Origin of the sequence: Pseudomonas sp. MWU349, assembly GCF_017947325.1 — a bacterium.
GTDB classification, from domain to species: Bacteria; Pseudomonadota; Gammaproteobacteria; order Pseudomonadales; family Pseudomonadaceae; genus Aquipseudomonas; species Aquipseudomonas protegens.
Genome location: NZ_JAFEVP010000003.1, coordinates 117,173 through 141,070, shown reverse-complemented (window position 1 = coordinate 141,070; position 23,898 = coordinate 117,173). Strand labels below are relative to the sequence as shown.

The 23,898-nt window shown below is 59.3% G+C and carries 20 protein-coding genes and 3 tRNA genes; 1 reads left to right on the top strand and 22 read right to left on the bottom strand.

The window, feature by feature from the left end:
• Positions 1-262: 262 nt before the first annotated feature.
• The 16 genes from KCG88_RS12705 to rlmE all read right to left on the bottom strand — a co-directional run bounded on the left by KCG88_RS12705 (position 263) and on the right by rlmE (position 15,736).
• Positions 263-338, bottom strand: a tRNA-Thr gene (locus KCG88_RS12705).
• A gap of 118 nt (positions 339-456) precedes the next feature.
• Complete coding sequence (gene pnp / locus KCG88_RS12700) at positions 457-2,562, bottom strand: polyribonucleotide nucleotidyltransferase (protein WP_015634122.1); 2,106 nt, start codon at positions 2,560-2,562, stop codon at positions 457-459.
• Between the two features lie 197 nt (positions 2,563-2,759).
• Positions 2,760-3,029, bottom strand: coding sequence for a 30S ribosomal protein S15 (rpsO, locus tag KCG88_RS12695; protein WP_011059205.1), 270 nt, complete (start codon positions 3,027-3,029; stop codon positions 2,760-2,762).
• Positions 3,030-3,144: 115 nt separating this feature from the next.
• On the bottom strand, positions 3,145-4,062 hold the full coding sequence (gene truB, locus KCG88_RS12690; RefSeq protein WP_011059204.1) for a tRNA pseudouridine(55) synthase TruB: 918 nt from the start codon (positions 4,060-4,062) through the stop codon (positions 3,145-3,147).
• 3 nt (positions 4,063-4,065) lie between these two features.
• Complete coding sequence (rbfA, locus tag KCG88_RS12685) at positions 4,066-4,467, bottom strand: 30S ribosome-binding factor RbfA (protein ID WP_011059203.1); 402 nt, start codon at positions 4,465-4,467, stop codon at positions 4,066-4,068.
• Positions 4,468-4,626: 159 nt separating this feature from the next.
• Complete coding sequence (gene infB, locus KCG88_RS12680; RefSeq protein WP_047335682.1) at positions 4,627-7,143, bottom strand: translation initiation factor IF-2; 2,517 nt, start codon at positions 7,141-7,143, stop codon at positions 4,627-4,629.
• Positions 7,144-7,170: 27 nt separating this feature from the next.
• On the bottom strand, positions 7,171-8,652 hold the full coding sequence (gene nusA / locus KCG88_RS12675; RefSeq protein ID WP_011059201.1) for a transcription termination factor NusA: 1,482 nt from the start codon (positions 8,650-8,652) through the stop codon (positions 7,171-7,173).
• Positions 8,653-8,699: 47 nt separating this feature from the next.
• Positions 8,700-9,158, bottom strand: coding sequence for a ribosome maturation factor RimP (gene rimP / locus KCG88_RS12670; protein ID WP_041120545.1), 459 nt, complete (start codon positions 9,156-9,158; stop codon positions 8,700-8,702).
• 130 nt (positions 9,159-9,288) lie between these two features.
• A tRNA-Met gene (locus tag KCG88_RS12665) sits at positions 9,289-9,365 on the bottom strand.
• A gap of 96 nt (positions 9,366-9,461) precedes the next feature.
• Positions 9,462-9,547 (bottom strand) — tRNA-Leu (locus tag KCG88_RS12660).
• Between the two features lie 29 nt (positions 9,548-9,576).
• Entirely contained in the window at positions 9,577-9,960 is a 384-nt protein-coding gene (secG, locus tag KCG88_RS12655; RefSeq protein ID WP_015634120.1) for a preprotein translocase subunit SecG, read from the bottom strand.
• 4 nt (positions 9,961-9,964) lie between these two features.
• Positions 9,965-10,720 (bottom strand): triose-phosphate isomerase, encoded by a 756-nt coding sequence (gene tpiA / locus KCG88_RS12650; RefSeq protein WP_011059200.1) that lies wholly within the window; start codon positions 10,718-10,720, stop codon positions 9,965-9,967.
• A 66-nt stretch (positions 10,721-10,786) separates the two neighbouring features.
• Positions 10,787-12,124, bottom strand: coding sequence for a phosphoglucosamine mutase (glmM, locus tag KCG88_RS12645; protein WP_047335681.1), 1,338 nt, complete (start codon positions 12,122-12,124; stop codon positions 10,787-10,789).
• A gap of 16 nt (positions 12,125-12,140) precedes the next feature.
• Entirely contained in the window at positions 12,141-12,992 is an 852-nt protein-coding gene (gene folP / locus KCG88_RS12640; RefSeq protein ID WP_047335680.1) for a dihydropteroate synthase, read from the bottom strand.
• An 8-nt stretch (positions 12,993-13,000) separates the two neighbouring features.
• On the bottom strand, positions 13,001-14,905 hold the full coding sequence (gene ftsH, locus KCG88_RS12635; RefSeq protein ID WP_011059197.1) for an ATP-dependent zinc metalloprotease FtsH: 1,905 nt from the start codon (positions 14,903-14,905) through the stop codon (positions 13,001-13,003).
• Between the two features lie 201 nt (positions 14,906-15,106).
• The gene (gene rlmE / locus KCG88_RS12630) at positions 15,107-15,736 is read right to left on the bottom strand and encodes a 23S rRNA (uridine(2552)-2'-O)-methyltransferase RlmE (protein WP_047283886.1); all 630 of its coding nucleotides are present in this window, start codon (positions 15,734-15,736) and stop codon (positions 15,107-15,109) included.
• Positions 15,737-15,840: 104 nt separating this feature from the next.
• Between rlmE and KCG88_RS12625 the strand changes: the two genes are divergently transcribed.
• On the top strand, positions 15,841-16,149 hold the full coding sequence (locus tag KCG88_RS12625) for a YhbY family RNA-binding protein (RefSeq protein ID WP_007920867.1): 309 nt from the start codon (positions 15,841-15,843) through the stop codon (positions 16,147-16,149).
• A 12-nt stretch (positions 16,150-16,161) separates the two neighbouring features.
• Here the strand turns inward: KCG88_RS12625 and KCG88_RS12620 are convergent, their stop codons facing one another.
• The 6 genes from KCG88_RS12620 to dnaJ form a co-directional block, all read right to left on the bottom strand.
• Complete coding sequence (locus KCG88_RS12620) at positions 16,162-16,566, bottom strand: MFS transporter (protein WP_210712493.1); 405 nt, start codon at positions 16,564-16,566, stop codon at positions 16,162-16,164.
• A gap of 28 nt (positions 16,567-16,594) precedes the next feature.
• A complete protein-coding gene (gene greA / locus KCG88_RS12615; protein ID WP_011059193.1) occupies positions 16,595-17,071 on the bottom strand; it encodes a transcription elongation factor GreA in 477 nt (158 codons plus the stop codon).
• Positions 17,068-20,289: a carbamoyl-phosphate synthase large subunit gene (gene carB / locus KCG88_RS12610; protein WP_047283884.1), complete on the bottom strand. Its 3,222-nt coding sequence runs from the start codon at positions 20,287-20,289 to the stop codon at positions 17,068-17,070. Before carB ends, greA begins: the two co-directional genes overlap by 4 nt.
• Before the next feature lie 129 nt (positions 20,290-20,418).
• Positions 20,419-21,555, bottom strand: coding sequence for a glutamine-hydrolyzing carbamoyl-phosphate synthase small subunit (carA, locus tag KCG88_RS12605; RefSeq protein ID WP_210712492.1), 1,137 nt, complete (start codon positions 21,553-21,555; stop codon positions 20,419-20,421).
• A gap of 256 nt (positions 21,556-21,811) precedes the next feature.
• Positions 21,812-22,618, bottom strand: a complete 807-nt coding sequence (gene dapB / locus KCG88_RS12600) for a 4-hydroxy-tetrahydrodipicolinate reductase (RefSeq protein ID WP_047283883.1) — start codon at positions 22,616-22,618, stop codon at positions 21,812-21,814.
• Between the two features lie 10 nt (positions 22,619-22,628).
• The gene (dnaJ, locus tag KCG88_RS12595; protein ID WP_015634112.1) at positions 22,629-23,753 is read right to left on the bottom strand and encodes a molecular chaperone DnaJ; all 1,125 of its coding nucleotides are present in this window, start codon (positions 23,751-23,753) and stop codon (positions 22,629-22,631) included.
• Positions 23,754-23,898 lie beyond the last annotated feature (145 nt).

Sequence of the window (23,898 nt, the reverse complement as noted above, 5' to 3'; positions counted from 1 at the left end):
GGGTGCTGAGTACAGGCGCAGAGAGTCTTCGTTGATACAAGTCTCTCTTGACTGCTAAATCCGCATGAACAAAGAGGCGCACGTCCACAAACAACTATAGGAGCGCTCAATTGAATAGCACCGGGAACCTCTGAAGCTTCCAAAGCACACTTTTGCGGGTGCTCCGTAGTTTCCTGCCTTTCAAGGGCGCTTATTCAAAGCCTGGCGAACTTTGTTGGGAGGGTGGGTTTAGACAGCCATAAACTGCTCTCAACCCGAAATGTGGTGCCGGAGACAGGAATCGAACCTGCGACCTTCGCGTTACGAGTGCGCTGCTCTACCGACTGAGCTACACCGGCGTGGGCTAAAACCTAGCACCCGCGCTCCGGGCCAGCAACCAGAAGGCCTTATGGCAGATAGCAAAACGCCCCGAACCAGTCGGGGCGTCTGCTTGTTCAGCGTAAGGCTAAAGGGTGATTAAACGCCCGAAGCCTTGGCTGCCGCCACGTCTTTGATGGACAGCTTGATACGGCCGCGGTTGTCCACGTCCAGTACCAGCACTTCCACCTCCTGGCCTTCTTTCAGGATGTCGGTGACTTTCTCAACGCGAGCGTCGCTCAGCATGGAGATGTGCACCAGACCGTCCTTGCCCGGCAGGATGTTGACGAAGGCACCGAAGTCAACGATGCGCTCAACCTTGCCGACGTAGATCTTGCCGATCTCGGCTTCCGCGGTGATGCCCAGAACGCGCTGGCGCGCGGCCTCTGCAGCTTCCTTGGTTTCGCCGAAGATCTTGATCGAGCCGTCGTCTTCGATGTCGATCGAAGCCTTGGTTTCTTCACAGATCGCGCGGATGGTGGCGCCGCCTTTACCGATGACGTCACGGATCTTGTCGGTGTCGATCTTCATCGCGATCATGGTCGGAGCGTTGGCCGACAGCTCGGTACGGGACTGACCGATGATCTGGTTCATCTGACCGAGGATGTTCAGGCGAGCTTCCAGGGCCTGGCCCAGGGCGATCTCCATGATCTCTTCGGTGATGCCCTTGATCTTGATGTCCATCTGCAGCGCGGTGACGCCTTTGGCGGTACCGGCTACCTTGAAGTCCATGTCGCCCAGGTGGTCTTCGTCACCCAGGATGTCGGTCAGGACTGCGAACTTCTCGCCTTCCTTGACCAGGCCCATGGCGATACCGGCAACCGGCGCCTTCATGGGTACACCAGCGTCCATCAGCGCCAGGGAAGCACCGCACACGGAAGCCATGGAGCTGGAACCGTTGGACTCGGTGATTTCCGATACTACGCGGATGGTGTAAGGGAACACGTCGGCGGCTGGCAGCATGGCCTGGACCGAACGACGGGCCAGACGGCCGTGACCGATTTCACGACGACCAGCGCCGCCCATGCGACCACACTCGCCCACCGAGAACGGAGGGAAGTTGTAGTGCAGCATGAAGGGGTCTTTCTTCTCGCCTTCCAGGGTGTCCAGCAGCTGTGCGTCACGGGCAGTACCCAGGGTCGCAACCACCAGGGCCTGGGTTTCGCCACGGGTGAACAGGGCCGAACCGTGAGTCTTGGGCAGTACGCCAACTTCGATGTTCAGCGGACGTACGGTACGGGTGTCGCGGCCGTCGATACGAGGCTTGCCGTTGACGATGTTTTCGCGAACGGTGCGGTATTCGATCTCGCCGAAAGCGGCTTTGACGTCGGACGCCGAAGGCTGGCCTTCTTCACCGGAGAGCTTGGCGACGACCTGGTCTTTCAGCTCGCCCAGGCGAGCGTAACGGTCGGCCTTGACGGTGATGGTGTAAGCCTGGGAGATGGCTTCGCCGAACTCGGCACGGATAGCGCCCAGCAGTTCGGTGGCTTCTGGGGCAGCAGCCCAGTCCCAAGTAGGCTTGGCAGCTTCGGCGGCCAACTCTTTGACAGCCTTGATCACCGACTGGAATTCGTCGTGGGCGAACAGTACGGCGCCCAGCATCTGGTCTTCGGTCAGCTCTTTGGCTTCCGACTCAACCATCAGTACGGCTTCTTCGGTACCGGCCACGACCATGTCCAGGCTCGAAGCAGCCAGTTGCTCGTAGGTCGGGTTCAGCAGGTAGCCGGTGCTTTCGTGGAATGCCACGCGAGCGGCGCCGATCGGGCCATCGAAAGGAATGCCGGAGATCGCCAGGGCAGCCGAGGTACCGATCATCGCAGCGATGTCCGGATCGGTCTTCTTGCTGGTGGAAACCACGGTGCAGACTACCTGCACTTCGTTCATGAAGCCTTCTGGGAACAGAGGGCGGATCGGACGGTCGATCAGACGCGAGGTCAGGGTTTCTTTCTCGGAAGGACGGCCTTCGCGCTTGAAGAAACCGCCAGGGATCTTACCGGCAGCGTAAGTCTTCTCCTGGTAGTGAACAGACAGAGGGAAGAAGCCCTTGCCTGGATCGGCTTGCTTGGCGCCAACCACGGTCACCAATACGCTGACGTCGTCGTCAACGGTGACCAATACTGCGCCGGAGGCCTGACGGGCGATACGGCCAGTCTCGAGGGTTACGGTCGACTGACCGAACTGGAATTTTTTGATTACCGGGTTCACGGTGTCCTACCTTCTTTGTGGCTCTTGGGGAAACTTGATTCTTGCGAAATTCTTGGGCAATGCGGGGAATCGGCCCAGCCTTTATTGTCCAGGTAAAACAGTGCAGCAGATAAAACTTGAGGCTGGGAGCCTGCCATACGCCGGCGGAAAAACCGCTGACGCATGGCAAACAACCAACCTCATAGCGCAATCGCTGATTAGCGACGCAGACCCAGACGACCGATCAGGGTGCTGTAACGGCTCAGGTCCTTGCCTTTCAGGTAGTCCAGCAGCTTACGACGCTGGTTTACCATGCGGATCAGGCCACGACGGGAGTGGTGGTCTTTACCGTTGGCTTTGAAGTGACCTTGCAGTTTGTTGATGTTGGCGGTCAGCAGTGCAACTTGCACTTCTGGCGAACCAGTGTCACCAACAGCTTGCTGGTAGTCGGTTACGATCTGAGCTTTTTCTTCAACGCTGAGTGCCATGTGGGCAATCCTTATATCAGGAAACTGTTCAAGAACAGTTTCAACAGGCCAGGGACAAATCCCTGTATCTATAAATGAGTAGTGACCGTGCCTGTTAACAGCCACCCTCGTCCGGTCATTCTGACCGAATCAGTCGACGTGGCGCGATGCGCCCGTCTTCGCTCACTTCACCGATACCGATGAAGCGACCGTTGTGATCCTGTACCCGCACCATGCCGAACTTCGGTGCATCCGGGGCACGTACCGGCTGGCCGTTGAGCCAGTAGAACGCGCTGTGCTCCGAGAATTGCAGCAGCGGCCAATCCAGCAGGCCGCTGTCCGATGGCATCAGGAAGCGGTCTACCGCTTCGTTGCCGCCTTCGGCGTGCACGGCTTCAAGCTCTTCCAGGGTGACCGTCTGCGCCAGGCTGAAAGGTCCGGCCTGGGTCCGTCGCAGTTCTGCAACGTAGGCACCACAGCCGAGCTTTTCACCGATATCTTCCACCAGGGTACGGATATAGGTGCCTTTGCTGCAGTCCACCGCCAGGCGAGCGGTGTCACCTTCGAAGGCGAGCAATTCCAAGCGCGCAATAGTAACAGAACGCGGTTCGCGCTCCACCACTTCCCCTGCACGAGCCAGTTTGTAGAGTGGCTGGCCATCGCGCTTGAGGGCCGAGTACATCGGCGGTATCTGCTTGATTTCGCCACGAAATTCCGGCAATACCGCCTCGATATCGGCACGACCAACGGTCACTTCGCGGGTCTGCAAAACTTCGCCTTCAGCGTCCGCGGTGGTGGTGGTCTTGCCCAACTGAGCCAGGGTTTCGTAACCCTTGTCGGAATCGAGCAGGTATTGCGAGAACTTGGTGGCCTCGCCAAAGCACAGCGGCAAAACGCCGGTGGCCAGGGGGTCGAGGCTACCGGTGTGACCGGCCTTCTCGGCATTGAGCAGCCAACGGACCTTCTGCAGCGCCGCGTTGGAGGTGAAGCCCAGCGGCTTGTCCAGGAGGATGATGCCGCTGACGTTACGACGGATACGCTTGACCTGAGCCACCGCTTACTCCTTGGCGTCTTCAGGGGCAGGCGCGTCGCCATGCTGGCTGTCTTCAGCCACGGCACGCTCGATCAGGGCCGACAGGTGCGCCCCGCGGGCCACGCTCTCGTCGTAATGGAAGTGCAGTTGCGGCACGCTGCGCAGCTTCATTTCCTTGGCCAATTGCATGCGCAGGAAACCTGCCGCCGAGTTCAGCACCTTGATGCTCTGGGCGATTTGCTCGGCGTTCTCCTGGCCCATCACGGTGATGAAGATCTTCGCGTGGCCGACGTCGCGGCTGACTTCCACGGCGGTGATGGTCACCAGGCCGACGCGGGGATCCTTGACTTCACGACGGATCAGTTGCGCCAGTTCGCGCTGCATCTGATCACCGATACGTTGGGTACGGCTGTATTCTTTTGCCATGTCTTGTTACCTGTTACTGCCTCACGGTGAAACCCGTGTGGTCTGAAAGCGGCAAACGCCCGGCCTGGCGGAAGCCAGACCGGGCGTTGCGTTTAGAGGCCGCCGAGGGCGCCGTGCATTTGCATGCGAGCGGCCATCAGGGCTCTTGAAGTGCGCGAGTTAGAGGCTGCGAGCAACCTGGACCTTCTCGAAGACTTCGATCTTGTCGCCGACTTTGACGTCGTTGTAGCTCTTCACGCCGATACCGCATTCCATGCCGGCACGTACTTCAGAGGCGTCATCCTTGAAGCGGCGCAGGGATTCCAGCTCGCCTTCGAAGATAACGATGTCTTCACGCAGTACGCGGATTGGACGGTTACGGTGCACGACACCTTCGATGACCATGCAACCGGCGATCGCGCCAAACTTCGGCGAGCGGAACACGTCGCGAACTTCGGCAACACCCAGGATGTTCTCCCGAACGTCGCTGCCCAACATACCGGTCAGGGCTTTCTTGACGTCTTCGATGATGTCGTAGATCACGTTGTAGTAACGCATATCCAGACCTTCCTGCTCGACGATCTTCCGTGCGCCGGCATCGGCACGCACGTTGAAGCCGAACAGTACAGCGTTGGAGGCCAGTGCCAGGTTGGCGTCGCTTTCGGTGATACCACCGACGCCGCCGCCCACTACGCGCACTTGCACTTCGTCGTTGCCCAGGCCGTTCAGAGCGCCTTGCAGAGCTTCCAGCGAACCACGGACGTCGGATTTGAGGACGATGTTGAGCGTCTTCTTCTCTTCCTGGCCCATGCTTTCGAAGATGTTTTCCAGCTTGCCGGCGTGAGCACGGGCCAGCTTGACCTCACGGAACTTGCCTTGACGGAACAGCGCCACTTCACGGGCTTTCTTCTCGTCGGCAACCACGCTCATCTCGTCGCCAGCGTCCGGAGTACCGTCCAGGCCGAGGATCTCGACCGGAATGGAAGGACCGGCTTCCTTGATGGGCTTGCCGTTCTCGTCGAGCATGGCGCGCACGCGACCATAGTTCGAGCCGACCAGCACCATGTCGCCTTGACGCAGCGTACCGTCTTGAACCAGCACGGTAGCTACCGGGCCGCGGCCCTTGTCGAGGCGGGACTCGACCACGACACCACGGCCCGGGGCCGAAGGAGTCGCCTTGAGTTCCAGGACTTCGGCTTGCAGCAGAACCGCTTCCAGCAGGTCGTCGACACCGGTACCCATTTTCGCGGAGACCGGTACGAATGGAGTATCACCACCCCAGTCTTCCGACGTCACGCCGTGAACCGAAAGCTCACTGCGGATGCGGTCCAGGTCAGCGCCCGGCTTGTCGATCTTGTTCACCGCAACCACCAGCGGAACGCCGGCAGCTTGTGCGTGCTGAACAGCTTCAACGGTCTGCGGCATTACGCCGTCGTCCGCTGCAACCACCAGGATCACGATGTCGGTGGCCTTGGCACCACGGGCACGCATGGCGGTAAACGCGGCGTGACCAGGGGTGTCGAGGAAGGTGACCATGCCGCGCTCGGTTTCTACGTGGTAGGCACCGATGTGCTGGGTGATGCCGCCGGCCTCGCCCGCGGCCACTTTGGCGCGACGGATGTAGTCCAGCAACGAGGTCTTACCGTGGTCAACGTGGCCCATTACGGTCACGACCGGCGCACGGGCAACCGCTTCACCTTCGAACTTCAGGGACTCGGCCAGGGAATCTTCCAGGGCGGTGTCGCTGACCAGGGTCACTTTGTGGCCCAGTTCTTCAGCAACCAGCTGGGCAGTTTCCTGGTCCAGAACCTGGTTGATGGTGGCTGGAGTACCCAGCTTGAACATGAACTTGATGACTTCGGCAGCCTTGACCGACATCTGCTGGGCCAGTTCGCCCACAGTGATGGTCTCGCCGATCTGCACGTCACGTACCACTGGCCCGGTTGGGCTCTGGAAACCGTGAGCGTTGCGTTTCTTCAGCTTGGCCTTGCCGCGACCACCACGACGGAAGCCATCGCTTTCTTCGTCGGTGGTACGTGGGGCAACGCGCGGCGCTGGGGCCTTTTCCTTGACCGAAGCACGATGCGGAGCATTTTTGCGCTCGCCATCGCCGCCACGACGATTGTCGTCGTTGCGGGTCTTATCCGGACGGCGCTGTTCGTCTTTCTTGCGCGCGTCAGCTGCTGGAGCCGCAGCGGCTACCGGAGCTTCCTGCACAGGCTCGACTACAGGCGCTGGAGCAGGAGCTGCCGCTTGCGCAGCAACCGGCTCGGCCACCGGAGCAGGCTGGCGACGCGCTTCTTCTTCGGCGCGACGCTTGGCTTCTTCTTCAGCCTTCTGACGAGCAGCATTTTCTACTGCGCGACGCTCTTCCAGTTCGCGTTGACGCTCGGCTTCGATTTCTTCCGGGCTGCGCTGTACGAAGACTTTCTTCTTGCGCACTTCAACGCTGATGCTCTTGCTGCCAGCAACCCGCAGGGTGCTGGTGGTCTTGCGCTGCAAAGTAATTTTGCGTGGTTCTTCCACTTTCGCCTTGTGACTGCTTTTCAGGTGAGTCAGCAACGACTGCTTCTCACTGTCGCTCACATGTTCCTCGGCGGCGGTGTGCGGCAGACCTGCCTCACGCATCTGCTGCAGCAGGCGCTCTACCGGTGTTTTGACCTCATCGGCCAGTTGTTTCACCGTGACTTGCGTCATGCACTTCTCTCCTCAGGCCGCGCCTAATTACTCGAACCAGTGGGCTCGGGCGGCCATGATCAACTTGCCGGCACGATCATCGTCAATGCCGTCGATGTCGAGCAGGTCGTCAATAGACTGCTCGGCCAGGTCTTCGCGGGTAATTACGCCGCGCACCGCCAGTTCCATCGCCAAATCCTTGTCCATACCCTCAAGCGAGAGCAGGTCTTCGGCCGGATGGGCGTCTGCCAGCTTTTCCTCAGTAGCGATGGCTTTAGTCAACAAGCGATCCTTGGCCCGAGCGCGAAGCTCGTTGACGATGTCTTCGTCAAAGCCGTCGATGTTGAGCATTTCTTCCAGCGGTACGTAGGCAATCTCTTCCAGGCTGGTGAAGCCTTCATCAACCAGAACCTGTGCCAGTTCTTCATCGACTTCCAGCTCGTCGATGAAATTGCGCAGGATGTCGCCGGTTTCTGCTTGCTGCTTGGCCTGGATGTCCGATTCGGTCATCACGTTCAGGGTCCAGCCAGTCAATTGGCTGGCCAGACGCACGTTCTGACCACCACGACCGATGGCTTGAGCCAGATTGTCTGCGCCAACGGCGATGTCCATGGCATGGGCATCTTCGTCGACGATAATTGCCGCGACTTCGGCCGGCGACATGGCGTTGATCACGAACTGCGCCGGGTTCTCATCCCACAGGACGATATCCACACGCTCGCCACCCAACTCACCGGAAACGGCCTGGACGCGCGAACCGCGCATACCAATGCACGCGCCCTGCGGGTCGATGCGCTTGTCCTTGGAGCGAACTGCGATCTTGGCCCGCGAACCCGGATCACGGGAGGCGGCCATTACTTCGATCAGGCCTTCGGCAATTTCCGGCACTTCGATACGGAACAGCTCGATCAGCATTTCCGGCGCGGTACGCGACAGGATCAGCTGCGGGCCGCGGTTCTCGGTGCGGATTTCCTTGAGCAGCGCGCGCAGGCGCACGCCAACCCGGAAAGTCTCACGGGAGATGATGTCTTCACGGGCCAGCAACGCTTCGGCGTTGTTACCCAGGTCGACGATCACGTTGTCACGTGTCACTTTTTTCACGGTGCCGGAGATGATTTCCCCCAGGCGCTCGCGATAGGCATCAACTACCTGTGCGCGCTCGGCTTCGCGAACCTTCTGCACGATGACCTGCTTGGCGGTCTGGGCAGCGATGCGGCCGAACTCGATGGATTCGATCTTTTCTTCGATCACATCACCGACTTTGGCATCGGGATGGGTTTCGCGAGCCTTGCTCAACCAGGTCTCGACCGCTGGATCATCCAGGTCGGCTTCTTCGACCACCGTCCAGCGACGGAAAGTTTCGTAGGAACCAGTGTGGCGATTGATTTCCACACGCAGGTCTACTTCGTCCTCAAAACGCTTCTTGGTAGCAGTGGCCAGGGCCAGCTCCAGCGCTTCAAAAATTACGCTTGCCGGTACACCCTTTTCATTGGATACCGACTCAACAACCAGCAGTACTTCTTTGCTCATCGTACGCCTCGCCTTTCGCAAGCCATTGGATCCGCGGGATCCGCGTCTCAGTCAAAACTGGGAATTATGTTGGCCTTGTCGATCATATCGATCGGCAACAGGAACTCATGGTCATCCACTTGCACCACGACATCCTGTTCCTCCACCCCGCGGAGAAGGCCCTGAAAATTACGCCGACCTTCGAAGGGCGAGCGCAGTTTGATCTTCACTTGCTCACCGACATACTTGGCAAACTGTTCAAGAGTGAACAGTGGGCGTTCCATGCCAGGAGAGGAAACTTCAAGGGTGTATTCAACGGAGATCGGATCTTCTACGTCGAGAACACCACTGATCTGACGGCTGACGATGGCGCAATCGTCCACCAGCACGCCGCCTTCTTTATCGATATAAACGCGCAACAATGAGTGGCGACCCTGAGCCGAAAACTCAATACCCCAGCATTCATAGCCAAGGGCCACGACCACCGGGGCCAACAAGGCCTGCAACTGTTCTAGCTTGCTCGACACCTGAACCCCCTCGTGCATGCTTGTGCAAATAAAAAATGGGCGAAGCGCCCATCCCGGAAACGCCGTTGAATAGCGGCGTTGTAAAGTGTCCAGCTAACAAAAAGCCCCTGAAAAGGGGCTCCGCTAAAACTGGTTGCGGGGGCCGGATTTGAACCGACGACCTTCGGGTTATGAGCCCGACGAGCTACCAGACTGCTCCACCCCGCGACAAAGCTGGGGCGGAAGTATACGACTGATCCCTTTTTGGGTCAATGTAACCTTCCACCTACAAGAAAGCCCGCAACAGCGGGCTCTCCTGATAATTGGTACCGAGAAGGGGACTCGAACCCCTACACCCTATGGGCACAACCACCTCAAGGTTGCGTGTCTACCAATTCCACCACCTCGGCATAGACTACGTTACTGCGTGAAACTCTTCTTACTTCTGCTCTGGAGCTGGAGGTACGTCAGTCGCGCTGTTGGCCGACTTTTGCTCTTGGAGCACCGGGACATCATCAGAAGCCGGTTTTTGCTTTGGTACTTCAAGCACTGCTGGATCTGGCAAACCTACTTGAGTCAGCTGGTGAGCTTTCTCTTTAGCAAAGTAACCTAACCCCAAGCTGGTTATGAAGAAACCGGCGGCAAGTATAGCAGTAAACTTACTAAGAAAGGTAGAGGAACCTTGGCTTCCGAACACAGTATTTGAAGCACCTGCACCGAAAGACGCGCCAGCATCCGCACCTTTACCCTGCTGCAGCAAAACCAGAGCAACTACGCCCAGGGCACCCAGCAGATGAAAAACGACTACGACTGTTTCCAGCATTTTTTCAGTTTCCCGCGGCGCGACAGATCGCACCGAACTCATCTGCATTCAGGGAAGCTCCACCAATGAGCCCCCCATCGATATCCGGCATGCCGAACAGTTCGACCGCATTGGCCGCCTTCACGCTGCCGCCGTATAGAAGCCGCACACCTCGTGCCACTTCAGAATTTTCTGCCGCCAACTGCGCGCGGATAGCTGCGTGCACATCCTGCGCCTGTTGCGGTGTCGCAGTCAGCCCGGTACCAATGGCCCAGACCGGCTCGTAAGCGATAACAGCATTGGCGAACGCACCAACACCCAACTCCTCGATGATGCTGCCCAGCTGACGCCCGACAACCTCTAGAGTCTTCCCGGCTTCGCGCTGCTCGAGGGTCTCCCCTACACACAGAACCGGCTTCAAGCCACAGGCCTGCGCCGCTGCGAACTTGCGATTGAGAGTCGCGTCACGCTCACCCATGATCAGGCGGCGCTCGGAGTGCCCAACCAGCACCAGGGAACAACCTGCATCCACCAACTGACTCGGGGCTATCTCGCCCGTCAATGCACCTTGCATGGATTCCACCGCAGAGTTCTGCGCGCCGACCTGAATCGACTTGCCCTTCAAGCCATCAATCACTTGATTGATATACAAGCAAGGCGGGAATACCGCGACATCAACACCGCTTGGCAAGGCCAGATGACGAAGGCCGTTGATCAGCTCAGCGACGCTGGCGCGGGTACCGTGCATCTTCCAGTTACCAGCTACCATAGGGCGACGCATGCTGTACCTCGTCGGTCAAAGTGGGCGCAGATGTTACCCAACCAAAACAACACTGGCAAGCCGAAATCAGGCAGAAACTTCAGCAACCAGTTTCGCCAGCTCTTCGGCGTAAGCGCGAACCTGAGCTTCGTCGTCGCCTTCAACCATCACGCGCACCAGAGGCTCGGTACCCGACTTGCGCAACAGAACCCGACCACGCCCCGCCATAGCGGCCGTGACACGCTCGCAAGCCTCTTTCACCGCAGGATGCTCGACCGGGTTCTCGCCGCCGCCAAAGCGCACATTGACCAGTACCTGAGGACACTTGCGCAGCCCCTGACGGGACTGGGCCAGGCTTTCACCACGAGCCTTGAGCGCCATCAGCACCTGCAGCGCGGCAATGATCGCATCCCCGGTAGTAGCATGACGGAAGCACACGATGTGCCCGGAGTTTTCACCACCTACCAGCCAATTGCGCTCCAGCAGCTCGGCGATCACATAACGGTCACCGACGTTGGCCCGGACAAAGGGGATACCCAAGTCCGCCAGGGCCAGCTCCAGCCCCAGGTTGCTCATGAGCGTTCCAACCACGCCGCCTTGCAGCTTGTCACGCTCATGCAGGTCGCGAGCGATGATGAACAACAACTCATCACCATCCACGATCGCGCCGGTCTGATCGACCATCAGCACCCGGTCACCATCGCCATCAAAGGCGATTCCCAGGTCCGCATGCTCGGCCAGGACAGCCGCCTGCAATTGGCCCATGTGGGTCGAGCCGCAGTTCTCGTTGATGTTCAAGCCATTGGGTTGCGCGGACAGCACAGTAACCTGCGCCCCCAACTCCCGGAACACGCTTGGCGCCACCTTGTAGGTCGCACCATGAGCGCAGTCGAGAACAACTTTCAAACCAGCGAAGCTGGTGCTGGAAGGCACGCTGCTTTTGCAGAATTCGATATAGCGCCCGGAAGCGTCGTTGATCCGCGATACCTTGCCGAGCTTGCTCGACTCGACCACGGTCATCGGCGTATCCAGCAACTCTTCGATCATCAGCTCGACCTCGTCAGGCAGCTTGGTGCCTTCACCCGAGAAGAACTTGATGCCGTTGTCATCATGAGGATTGTGCGAGGCACTGATAACGATTCCCGCCTCCGCATGGAAAGTGCGCGTCAGGTAAGCAATGGCCGGAGTCGGCATGGGCCCCAGGAGCATCACATCGGCACCAGCTGCAGACAACCCGGCCTCCAGTGCAGACTCGAACATGTACCCGGAAATACGCGTGTCCTTGCCTACCAGCACGCGGCAAGCGCCCATGCTGCGAAATGCCATGCCGGCGGCCCAGCCGAGCTTGAGCATGAAATCAGGAGTGATAGGAAATTCGCCTACACGACCGCGGATGCCGTCGGTGCCAAAGTATTTTTTAGTCATAAGTACTCCATCATTCTTATTCGGCGGATTCCACTGCCGCAATCATTCGCACCACATCCACTGTCTCGGCGACATCATGGACACGGATAATTTTCGCGCCCTTGGCCACTGCCAGGGCCGCTAGCGCCAGACTGCCGTGCAATCGCTCACCTACGGGGCGATTCAAGGCCAGGCCAATCATGCTCTTGCGCGACACCCCAACCAACAACGGGCGCCCAAGGGCATGCAAGGCATCCATATGCTTGAACAGGCTCAGGTTGTGCTGCAGGGTCTTGGCAAAACCGAAGCCCGGATCGAGCACAATCCGCTCTGGACCGATGCCCACTGACGCACACTGAGCCATGCGCTCAGCCAGGAACTCGGCAACCTCTCGGGTCACATCCTGATAATGCGGGTTGTCCTGCATATCGCCAGGCTCACCCAGCATGTGCATCAGACACACCGGCAAGCCAGTGGCGGCCGCCGCATCCAGGGCACCCTCCCGGCGCAACGAACGAACGTCATTGATCAGCCCTGCGCCGAGGCGAGCGGTTTCACGCATCACCGCCGGTGTCGAGGTATCAACAGAAATGATCACATCCAACTCACGGTGGATACGCTCGACCACAGGCGCGACGCGCTCCAACTCCTCCAGCGGCGATACCGCACGGGCACCCGGGCGAGTGGATTCGCCACCGACGTCAATCAGCGTAGCACCGGCCGCGACCATGGCCTCGGCATGCTGCAAAGCCAGATCAAGCTGGCTGAAGCGGCCACCATCAGAGAAGGAATCGGGAGTTACATTCAAGATGCCCATGACATGCGCACGGGCCAAATCAAGAACCCGGTTGCCGCAAGGCAACCGGGTGGAGGAAGGAACAGAAGTCATTTAAAACCTTAGTGGTCGGCTGCTGGGCCGCCAATGGGTGTTTCCGGACGCTCATTCTGTACGACTGGAGGAGGAGTACCCGAGCCGCCCTCCCAATCACGAGGTTCGCGTGGAGTACGTCCTGCCATGATGTCGTCGATCTGATCGGCGTCGATGGTTTCGTACTTCATCAGGGCGTCCGCCATGGCGTCCAGCTTGTCGCGATTGTCCGTCAGGATCTGCTTGGCGGTGCCGTAGCACTGATCGATGATGCTGCGCACCTCGGAATCGATCAGTTTCGCCGTTTCCGCAGACAGGCTCGCATGCTGGCTACCCGCACTGCGCCCCAGGAACACCTCACCCTCTTCCTCGGCATACATCAGCGGACCAAGCTTCTCGGAAAGACCCCATTTGGTCACCATGTTCCGCGCGATCTGGCTGGCACGCATGATGTCGTTGGAGGCGCCTGTGGTCACGCCATCGAAGCCAAGGGTCATTTCTTCAGCGATACGACCGCCGTAGAGCGAGCAGATCTGGCTGATCAACGCACGCTTGGAAAGGCTGTAGCGATCTTCTTCCGGCAGGAACATGGTGACACCCAAGGCCCGACCGCGAGGGATGATCGACACCTTGTAGACCGGATCATGTTCGGGCACGACACGGCCAACAATGGCATGGCCGGCTTCGTGATAAGCCGTGTTCTGCTTCTCTTTTTCGGACATGACCATGGATTTGCGCTCCGCGCCCATCATGATCTTGTCCTTGGCCAGTTCGAATTCTTTCATTTCAACGATGCGCTTGCCGGTACGTGCCGCAAACAGCGAGGCCTCGTTGACCAGGTTCGCCAGGTCGGCACCGGAGAAACCCGGGGTACCGCGGGCGATTACCGCAGGTGCGACGTCGTCGCCCATTGGCACTTTACGCATGTGCACCTTGAGAATCTGCTCGCGACCGCGAATGTCCGGCAGGCCAACCACGACCTGACGGTCGAAACGGCCCGGACGCAGCAAGGCCGGGTCCAGTACGTCAGGGCGGTTGGTGGCGGCGATCACGATGATGCCGTCGTTCATTTCGAAACCATCCATCTCAACCAGCAACTGGTTGAGGGTCTGCTCACGCTCATCATGACCGCCGCCCATGCCGGCGCCACGGTGACGACCGACGGCGTCGATCTCGTCGATGAAGATGATGCAAGGAGCATGCTTCTTGGCTTGCTCGAACATGTCACGGACGCGGCTGGCACCCACACCGACGAACATTTCGACGAAGTCGGAACCGGAAATGGTGAAGAACGGCACCTTGGCTTCACCAGCGATGGCTTTGGCCAGCAACGTCTTACCGGTACCTGGTGGGCCCACCATCAACACGCCGCGAGGGATACGACCGCCCAGACGCTGGAACTTGCCTGGGTCACGGAGGAATTCAACCAACTCACCTACTTCTTCCTTGGCCTCGTCGCAACCGGCAACGTCAGCCAAGGTAGTTTTCACCTGATCTTCAGACAGCAAGCGCGCCTTGCTCTTGCCGAAACTCATCGGCCCGCCCTTGCCTCCGGCACCACCCTGCATCTGGCGCATGAAGAACATGAACACCGCGATGATCACCAGGATCGGGAAGCTGGCCACCAGCAGTTGAGTCCAGATGCTTTGCTGTTCAGGCTGCTTGCCTTCGACCACCACGTGGTTGTCCACCAGGTCGCCGATCAGGCCATTGTCCTGAATGGCAGGACGAATGGTCTTGAAGCTGTCGCCATCGTTGCGCTTGCCGGTAATCACGTAGCCATCAACCGCTACGCGCTCGACCTTGCCATCCTTAACTTGCTGGATGAAGTCGGAATAGTTGAGGGTCTGCGGCTCGTTAGGGCTGGAGAAGTTGTTCATCACCGTCACCAGGACGGCGGCGATGATCAACCACAGGATCAGATTCTTTGCCATGTCGTTCAATTAACTACCCTCTGAAGCAAGCTCCGCTACTGGCGCGCGCTTCGCATGATATTCACCGGCCTAACTTACTACATTACCTACAGCTCTGGCAGGCGCTGTCTGTAACCCTATGTGAAACTTAGACTACACAATATGCGCTTAATCTGACGGGGCGAAATACGAAAATCCTATCACCCCAGTCAAAACTCTTACTTACTCACTACGACCACGGAAGCCGCGCCCCAGCAGGTATTGCTCCCGAGAACGATCACGGGACGACGTCGGTTTGCGCATCTGCACTTTCTCGAACATCTGCCGCACGCTCTTGTGGTACTCATCGAAGCCTTCCCCCTGGAAGATCTTGATCAGAAAATCACCACCTGGACGCAAGACCCGACCTGCAAGATCCAGCGCCAACTCGCACAGGAACATCGCTCGCGGCATATCCACGGCTGCTAACCCACTCATATTGGGGGCCATATCGGAAATCACAAGGTCAACTTCAGAATTTCCGACCGCCTCGAGGATCTGCGCCAATACCGCATCCTCAGTGAAATCCCCTTGAATAAAGGTCACATCGGGAATGCTGTCCATTTCCAGGATGTCCGAGGCAATCAGGCGCCCCTGGCCACCAATCAGACGACTGGTCACCTGCGACCAGCCACCCGGGGCGGCCCCCAGGTCGATCACACTCATGCCAGGACGGATAAGGCGGTCCTTTTCCTGGATCTCCAGCAGTTTGTAGCTGGCACGGGAACGGTACCCATCTTTTTGCGCCATTTTGACGAATGGGTCGTTGAAGTGCTCTTTCAGCCAGTTATGGCTAGTTTTGGAACGGGCCACGGGCCACCTCAAAATAAAACGGGTCGTGATTAACTGGGCGGTCCCGGACTCGCTCGGGTAAACTGGCCGCCGCTTTTTACAAGATCAGACGCAGGGGTCAGATTATGCCGCTCACTCAAGAGCAGAAGAAACAGTACAAATCCATTGGCCACCATCTGAAACCAGTATTGACTGTGGCTGACAACGGTTTGACCGAAGGTGTATTAGCCGAACTTGAACGCGCCTTGAGCGATCACGAGCTGATCAAGATCAAGCTCAACATCCTCGAGCGCGAGTCGCGCCTGGAAGCCATTGCCGAACTGTGCAAAGCCGGCAAAGCGGATCTGGTGCAGGTCATCGGCAAGATGGCGCTGATCTACCGCAAGAACGCCAAGGTAAACAAGCAATTGTCGAACGTCCATCGTTTCCACTGACGTCGACTCGGGTCAAGGGTGTGCCTGGCGCACCCTGCCACCCCATCCTGGCACTGGTTGCAACACTAGTACCAGCCCGGAAAAACCCAGGACCAGATAGCTGAACAACTGCCAGCGCTGAGCTTCCGGCAACCAGATGCGTACGACGAAATACATCGCACACGCATACATCGCCATCAATAGCAGTTGCCCCCGAATATCCCGCCACAAGCTCCTCAGCCCTTCGGACTGGATCAATACCAGTATCTGCAGGACCAGGCACGCCGCCGAAAAACCTACCAGCAACGCACTGAGCAGCGACGAGACTTCTTCGATCAGCAAGGGGGCAAGGCCAATCTGCCCCAGGGCGGGCAGCAAGCCGAGATGCAACAACCACAAGCCGCCGACCCATAACATCTGGGCCAGCTGCCAAAGCATGGCGCCCGCATGCAGCGGGCGCCTTCTTTCAGATGTGACGGACTTCGACAATCTCGTACTCGATAACGCCACCAGGCGTTTTGACCGCCACCACATCACCCTCTTCCTTGGCAATCAAGGCGCGAGCGATCGGCGAGCCGACGGAAATTTTACCGAGTTTGATGTCAGCCTCGTCCTCACCCACGATCTGGTAGGTAACGCTTTCGTCAGTTTCGACGTTGGCGATTTCTACCGTGGTGCCAAAGATCACCTTGCCGGTATGGGGAATGGTCGTGACATCGATGACCACCGAGTTCTGCAGGCGGCCTTCAATATCGCGGATCCGCGCCTCGACCATGCCCTGCTGTTCGCGAGCGGCATGGTATTCGGCGTTTTCCTTCAGGTCACCCAACTCGCGGGCCGTACCGATGTCCTGGCTGAGCTTCGGACGCACGACCTTGGTCAGGTGAGCATGCTCTTCTTCCAGGGCGCGCGCGCCCTGGACGGTCATTGGGTATTTATTCATGCCTTCAATCCTGCGTGTAGATCCTGCAAGCGACGCACGGTCTTTTCCGGACCGAACTTCAACGCTTCACAGATAGCTTCGCCAGCAGCAATGGTGGTGGTGCAGTAGATCTTGTGCTGCAAGGCGTTACGACGAATGGAATAGGAGTCAGCAATCGACTGACGACCTTCAGTGGTGTTGATGATCAGAGTGACTTCGTCGTTCTTGATCATATCGACCACATGTGGACGACCTTCAGTCACCTTGTTCACACGACGCACTTTCAGACCGGCCGCCTCGATCAGCTTGGCGGTGCCCGCAGTAGCGACCACTTCGAAGCCCAAGTTGATCAGATCACGGGCCACGCCCGCAACCAGAGGCTTGTCATCGTCGCGCACGCTGATGAACGCAGTACCGCCGGTCGGCAGCACCTCGCTGGCACCCATCTGGGCCTTGGCAAAGGCTTCGCCGAAGGTGTCGCCCACGCCCATCACTTCGCCGGTGGACTTCATCTCTGGGCCGAGGATCGGGTCGACGCCCGGGAACTTGGCAAACGGGAATACCGCTTCCTTGACGCTGTAGAAGTTCGGAATGATTTCCTTGGTGAAGCCCAGCTCTTTCAGGGTCTTACCGGCCATCACACGAGCAGCGATCATCGCCAGGGAGACACCGATGCACTTGGAAACGAACGGTACGGTCCGGGAAGCGCGCGGGTTCACTTCGATGACGTAGATCTGATCGCCTTGCAGGGCCAGCTGCACGTTCATCAGGCCAACCACACCCAGCTCCAGGGCCATTTTCTTGACCTGTTCGCGCATCTCGTCCTGGATGTGCGCCGGCAGCGAGTAAGGCGGCAGCGAGCACGCGGAGTCACCGGAGTGAACGCCGGCCTGCTCGATGTGCTGCATGATGGCGCCGATCACTACGTCGGTGCCATCGCAGACCGCATCCACGTCCATTTCAATGGCGCAGTTGAGGAAGTGATCCAGCAGCACCGGGCTGTCGTTGGACACTTGCACCGCTTCGCGCAAGTAGCGCTTGAGTTCATCTTCCTCGTAGACGATTTCCATCGCCCGGCCGCCCAGCACGTAGGACGGACGCACCACCAGCGGGTAACCGATCTTGGCGGCGGCACGAATCGCTTCGTCTTCGCTGCGCACGGTAGCGTTTGGTGGCTGACGCAGGTTCAGGCGTTCGACCATCTGCTGGAAACGCTCACGGTCTTCAGCGCGGTCGATAGCGTCTGGGCTGGTGCCGATGATCGGCACGCCGGCGGCTTCCAGGGCACGAGCCAGTTTCAGCGGAGTCTGGCCGCCGTACTGCACGATCACGCCTTTTGGCTTCTCGACACGGACGATTTCCAGCACGTCTTCCAGGGTCACCGGCTCGAAGTACAGGCGATCCGAAGTGTCGTAGTCGGTGGAAACGGTTTCCGGGTTGCAGTTGACCATGATGGTTTCGTAACCATCGTCGCGCAGCGCCAGGGCGGCGTGTACGCAGCAGTAGTCGAACTCGATGCCCTGGCCGATACGGTTTGGCCCACCACCCAGGATCATGATCTTGTCGCGGGTCGACGGCGCGGCCTCGCACTCTTCTTCATAAGTGGAGTACAGGTACGCGGTGTCGGTGGCGAACTCGGCGGCGCAGGTGTCGACGCGCTTGTAGACCGGGAACACTTCCAGCTTGTGGCGGTGGGTACGCAGGTTCTTCTCGGTCACGCCCAGCAACTTGGCCAGACGCTGATCGGAGAAGCCTTTGCGCTTGAGGCGGAACATCAGGTCGCGGTCAATGGCCGACAGGCCCAGGGTCTTGACCTTCTCTTCTTCCTTGATCAGGTCTTCGATCTGCACCAGGAACCAAGGGTCGATCATGTTCATGCCGAAGATTTGCTCGACGGTCATGCCGGCACGGAAGGCATCCGCCACGTACCAGATACGCTCGGCGCCGGGCACGGTCAGCTCGCGCTTGAGCACGTTCATGCTTTCCGGATTGCTCAGGTCGAGCTTGGGATCCAGGCCGCAAACGCCCACTTCCAGGCCGCGCAGGGCTTTCTGCAGGGATTCCTGGAAGGTCCGACCAATGGCCATGACTTCACCCACCGACTTCATCTGGGTGGTCAGGCGCGCGTCGGCCTTGGAGAACTTCTCGAAGGCGAAGCGTGGCAGCTTGGTCACGACGTAGTCGATGGACGGCTCGAAGGACGCCGGGGTCTTGCCGCCGGTGATGTCGTTGGACAGCTCGTCCAGGGTGTAGCCCACAGCCAGCTTGGCCGCGACCTTGGCGATCGGGAAGCCGGTGGCTTTCGAAGCCAGCGCCGAGGAGCGGGATACCCGGGGGTTCATCTCGATCACGACCATGCGGCCAGTGTTCGGGCAGATGCCGAACTGCACGTTGGAACCGCCGGTTTCCACGCCGATCTCGCGCAGCACCGCCAGGGAGGCGTTACGCAGGATCTGGTATTCCTTGTCGGTCAGGGTCTGTGCCGGAGCCACGGTGATGGAGTCACCGGTGTGCACGCCCATCGGGTCGAAGTTCTCGATGGAGCAGACGATGATGCAGTTGTCCTTCTTATCGCGGACCACCTCCATCTCGTACTCTTTCCAGCCGATCAGGGATTCGTCGATCAGCAGTTCCTTGGTCGGCGACAGGTCCAGACCGCGGGCGCAGATTTCTTCGAACTCTTCGCGGTTGTAGGCGATGCCACCACCGGTGCCACCCATGGTGAAGGATGGACGGATGATGCAAGGGAAGCCCAGCTTGTCGAGGACCGCATTGGCCTCTTCCATGCTGTGGGCAATACCGGAGCGCGGGCACGCCAGGCCGATGGACTTCATGGCAGCGTCGAAGCGCGAACGGTCTTCAGCCTTGTCGATGGTGTCGGCGTTGGCGCCGATCATCTCTACGCCGAACTTCTCCAGGACGCCTTCACGCTCCAGGTCCAGGGCGCAGTTCAGCGCAGTCTGGCCACCCATGGTCGGCAGCAGCGCGTCCGGACGCTCTTTTTCGATGATCTTGGCAACGGTCTGCCACTTGATCGGCTCGATGTAGGTGGCGTCGGCCATGGCCGGGTCGGTCATGATGGTGGCCGGGTTGGAGTTCACCAGGATGACCCGGTAACCCTCTTCGCGCAGGGCCTTGCAAGCCTGGGCGCCGGAGTAGTCGAATTCACAGGCCTGGCCGATCACGATCGGGCCAGCGCCAAGAATCAGGATGCTTTTAATGTCTGTACGTTTTGGCATGGGTTGTCACTCAAATCCGCAGGTCAGTCGGCAAGCCGTCTTGAACATTCTCTGAGGCGCCTGAGGGGCTCCGCCGGATTTGCCGGGGCCGCCCTCAAGCGCTGCTCGCTACACTTTCAAGGCGAGCGCTTAGCGTCGCTTGGCCATCTCGTTGATGAAGCGGTCGAACAGCGGCGCCACATCGTTCGGGCCCGGGCTGGCTTCAGGGTGGCCCTGGAAGCTGAACGCGCTCTTGTCGGTAAGCTCGATACCTTGCAGGGTGCCGTCGAACAGCGACTTGTGGATCGCCCGGACGTTGGCCGGCAGCGTGGCTTCATCCACCGCAAAACCGTGGTTCTGGCTGGTGATCATGACCACGCCGCTGTCCAGGTCCTGCACCGGGTGGTTGGCACCGTGGTGGCCGTGGCCCATTTTCAGGGTCTTGGCACCCGAGGCCAGGGCCAGCAGTTGGTGACCCAGGCAGATGCCGAACACCGGAATCTCGGTTTCGAGGATTTCCTTGATCGCCTTGATGGCATAGTCGCAAGGCTCGGGGTCACCTGGGCCGTTGGACAGGAACACGCCGTCAGGCTTGAGAGCCAGGACGTCGCTCGCTGGCGTCTGGGCAGGCACCACGGTCACGCGGCAACCGCGCTCTACCAGCATGCGCAGAATGTTCAGCTTGACCCCGTAGTCGTAGGCAACCACGTGGTACGGCAGCTCGGAAGCCTCGATGGTGGCGTGGCTGTCGGTCTTCAGATCCCAGACAGTCGAACGCCACTCGTAGCTTTCCTTGGTACTGACGACTTTCGCCAGGTCCATGCCTTTGAGGCCAGGGAAGCCACGCGCTGCGGCGATCGCCGCCTCTTCGGAAATGTTGTCACCGGCCATGATGCAGCCGTTCTGTGCACCTTTCTCACGCAGGATGCGGGTCAGGCGACGGGTGTCGATACCGGCGATTGCCACCACGTTGTTGGCTTTCAGGTAATCGGACAGAGACAGGGTGTTACGCCAGTTGCTGGCCACCAGCGGCAGGTCACGGATGACCAGGCCAGCCGACCAGACGCGGTCGGACTCGGCATCTTCCGGCGTGGTGCCGGTGTTGCCGATGTGGGGATAAGTCAGGGTAACGATTTGCTGGGCGTAGGAAGGATCGGTAAGGATTTCCTGATAGCCGGTCATTGCGGTGTTGAACACCACCTCACCAACGGTTTGACCGTCGGCTCCAATGGCTTCGCCACGAAAAATGCTGCCATCAGCAAGGGCGAGTATGGCTGGCTTAGTCAAGAAGACCTCCCGTAAATAGAGCCTGAAAGGGCGATCGCAGGCTGCAAAAAAGCGGAATGACGTATAGACACGTCACCCCGCTTCTTCGTCGAATTATCTGCGCGCTTTTAGTGGACACACTAAAGCTGTAGCTTACAGAAAAAGGCTTTTTCGGTCCACCGCTAATGAGCCCTAAAGGCAGAGGAATGCGACAGAACATCGCCTAGCGGTACGAAGTGGGGCTGAAGGACAGCCTCAACCCCACTTCAGATGCATCTCAACGCAGATCCAGCACATCCTGCATGTCGTAAAGGCCGGCCTCGCGCCCGTCCAGCCACAGCGCGGCACGCACCGCGCCCTTGGCGAAGGTCATGCGACTGGAGGCCTTGTGGGTAATCTCCAGGCGCTCGCCCTCTGTGGCAAACAGCACGGTGTGATCCCCCACCACATCGCCACCACGAACCGTGGCGAAGCCGATGGTTTCACGCTCACGGGCGCCGGTATGACCTTCACGACCATACACCGCGACCTGCTGCAGATCGCGCCCCAGGGCGCTGGCGATCACCTCACCCATGCGCAGGGCGGTGCCCGATGGCGCATCGATCTTGTGCCGGTGATGCGCCTCGATGATCTCGATATCCGCATCATCACCCAGCACCCGAGCCGCCATATCCAGCAGCTTCAGCGACAAGTTGACCCCAACACTGAAGTTGGCAGCGAAGACGATCGGAATCTCCTTGCCCGCCTCGGCCAGCAATTGCTTTTCCTTTGCGCCCAGGCCGGTGGTACCGATCACCATGGCCTTGCCTGCCTTGCGGCAGAACGCCAGGTTCTTGAGCATCACTTCCGGCAAGGTGAAGTCGATCAGCACATCGAACTCATCAACCACCTTCTCCAGGCTATCGGACATCGGCACGCCAAGACGCCCCAGGGATGCCAGCTCACCCGCATCCGCCCCCACCAGAGAACTGCCCGGACGCACGATCGCCGCGGTCAGCCCCGAGAGCGGCGAACGCAGTTGCACGGCCTCGACCAGGGTCTTGCCCATGCGCCCCGCGGCGCCCATCACTGCTATACGTCGCATGCGTTACTCCTTACAGGTCGCCGAAGAAGCGCTTGACGCCCTCAAACCAGCCGGTGGTCTTCGGCGAGTGAGAATTGTCGTCGTCCAGCGAACCACGCAACTCTTCCAGCAGCTCGCGCTGACGACGACTCAGATTCACTGGCGTCTCCACCGCAACCCGGCACATCAGGTCGCCGGCACCGCCGCCACGCACGGGAGCAACGCCCTTGCCACGAATCCGGAACTGCTTGCCGGTCTGAGTCCCTTCGGGAATCTTCAGCTTGACCCGACCGTCCAGGGTCGGAATCTCCAGCTCGCCACCCAACGCCGCATCTACGAAGCTGATGGGCACTTCACAGAACAGGTGCTTGCCGTCGCGCTGGAAGATCGCGTGCTCACGCACATTGATCACTACATACAGGTCGCCGGTCGGGCCACCCTGGGTCCCCGCCTCGCCTTCGCCGGACAGACGAATACGGTCGCCGGTATCGACACCTGCCGGCACTTTCACCGACAGCGTCTTGTACTCTTCGACCCGACCTTCGCCGTGGCAGGAATCGCACGGATCGGAAATAATCTTGCCCTGGCCATGGCAGCGCGGGCAGGTCTGCTGCACCGAGAAGAAGCCCTGCTGCATGCGCACCTGACCAATACCGCCACAGGTCGGACAAGTGACAGGGGAAGACCCCTTCTTGGCGCCCGAACCGTCGCATGGCTTGCAGTTGACCAGTGTCGGCACACGGATATTCACCGTGGTGCCACGCACCGCCTCTTCCAGGTTCAACTCCAGGGTGTAACGCAGGTCGCTGCCGCGTTGCGCACCGCCACGGGAACCGCCGCGACCGCCACCGAAGAAATCACTGAACACGTCACCGAAGATATCGGAGAAGTTCTGCCCGCCGAAGCCGGCACCCCCGCCACCCATGCTTGGGTCGACACCAGCGTGGCCGTACTGGTCATACGCGGCACGCTTGCTGGAATCGGACAGTACTTCGTAGGCCTCGTTGGCCTCCTTGAACATGTCTTCCGACGCTTTGTCGCCGGGATTACGGTCCGGGTGATGCTTCATCGCCAAGCGACGGTAAGCCTTTTTCAGCTCCGCATCGCTGGAGCCACGCTCCACACCCAACACTTCGTAATAGTCACGCTTTGCCATAAGTCTTTGCACTCTTAAGGACGTCCGGCAAACCCTCCTGAGCTCTGCCAAACTCGCTGAGCCCCAATACAGGCCCGGACCCAACTCACGTCAATTCAACGATCCTGGTCTTGGAAAGCCAACCCGGTTGCGGGTCGACCATTGC

Coding starts and splice junctions, on each gene's coding strand:
- glmM (WP_047335681.1), bottom strand. CDS start 12,124: ATGACTAAAAAATACTTTGGCACCGACGGCATCCGCGGTCGTGTAGGC.
- tpiA (WP_011059200.1), bottom strand. CDS start 10,720: ATGCGTCGCCCTATGGTAGCTGGTAACTGGAAGATGCACGGTACCCGC.
- KCG88_RS12625 (WP_007920867.1), top strand. CDS start 15,841: ATGCCGCTCACTCAAGAGCAGAAGAAACAGTACAAATCCATTGGCCAC.
- dapB (WP_047283883.1), bottom strand. CDS start 22,618: ATGCGACGTATAGCAGTGATGGGCGCCGCGGGGCGCATGGGCAAGACC.
- rbfA (WP_011059203.1), bottom strand. CDS start 4,467: ATGGCAAAAGAATACAGCCGTACCCAACGTATCGGTGATCAGATGCAG.
- infB (WP_047335682.1), bottom strand. CDS start 7,143: ATGACGCAAGTCACGGTGAAACAACTGGCCGATGAGGTCAAAACACCG.
- carB (WP_047283884.1), bottom strand. CDS start 20,289: ATGCCAAAACGTACAGACATTAAAAGCATCCTGATTCTTGGCGCTGGC.
- secG (WP_015634120.1), bottom strand. CDS start 9,960: ATGCTGGAAACAGTCGTAGTCGTTTTTCATCTGCTGGGTGCCCTGGGC.
- folP (WP_047335680.1), bottom strand. CDS start 12,992: ATGACTTCTGTTCCTTCCTCCACCCGGTTGCCTTGCGGCAACCGGGTT.
- dnaJ (WP_015634112.1), bottom strand. CDS start 23,753: ATGGCAAAGCGTGACTATTACGAAGTGTTGGGTGTGGAGCGTGGCTCC.
- ftsH (WP_011059197.1), bottom strand. CDS start 14,905: ATGGCAAAGAATCTGATCCTGTGGTTGATCATCGCCGCCGTCCTGGTG.
- KCG88_RS12620 (WP_210712493.1), bottom strand. CDS start 16,566: ATGCTTTGGCAGCTGGCCCAGATGTTATGGGTCGGCGGCTTGTGGTTG.
- nusA (WP_011059201.1), bottom strand. CDS start 8,652: ATGAGCAAAGAAGTACTGCTGGTTGTTGAGTCGGTATCCAATGAAAAG.
- rpsO (WP_011059205.1), bottom strand. CDS start 3,029: ATGGCACTCAGCGTTGAAGAAAAAGCTCAGATCGTAACCGACTACCAG.
- greA (WP_011059193.1), bottom strand. CDS start 17,071: ATGAATAAATACCCAATGACCGTCCAGGGCGCGCGCGCCCTGGAAGAA.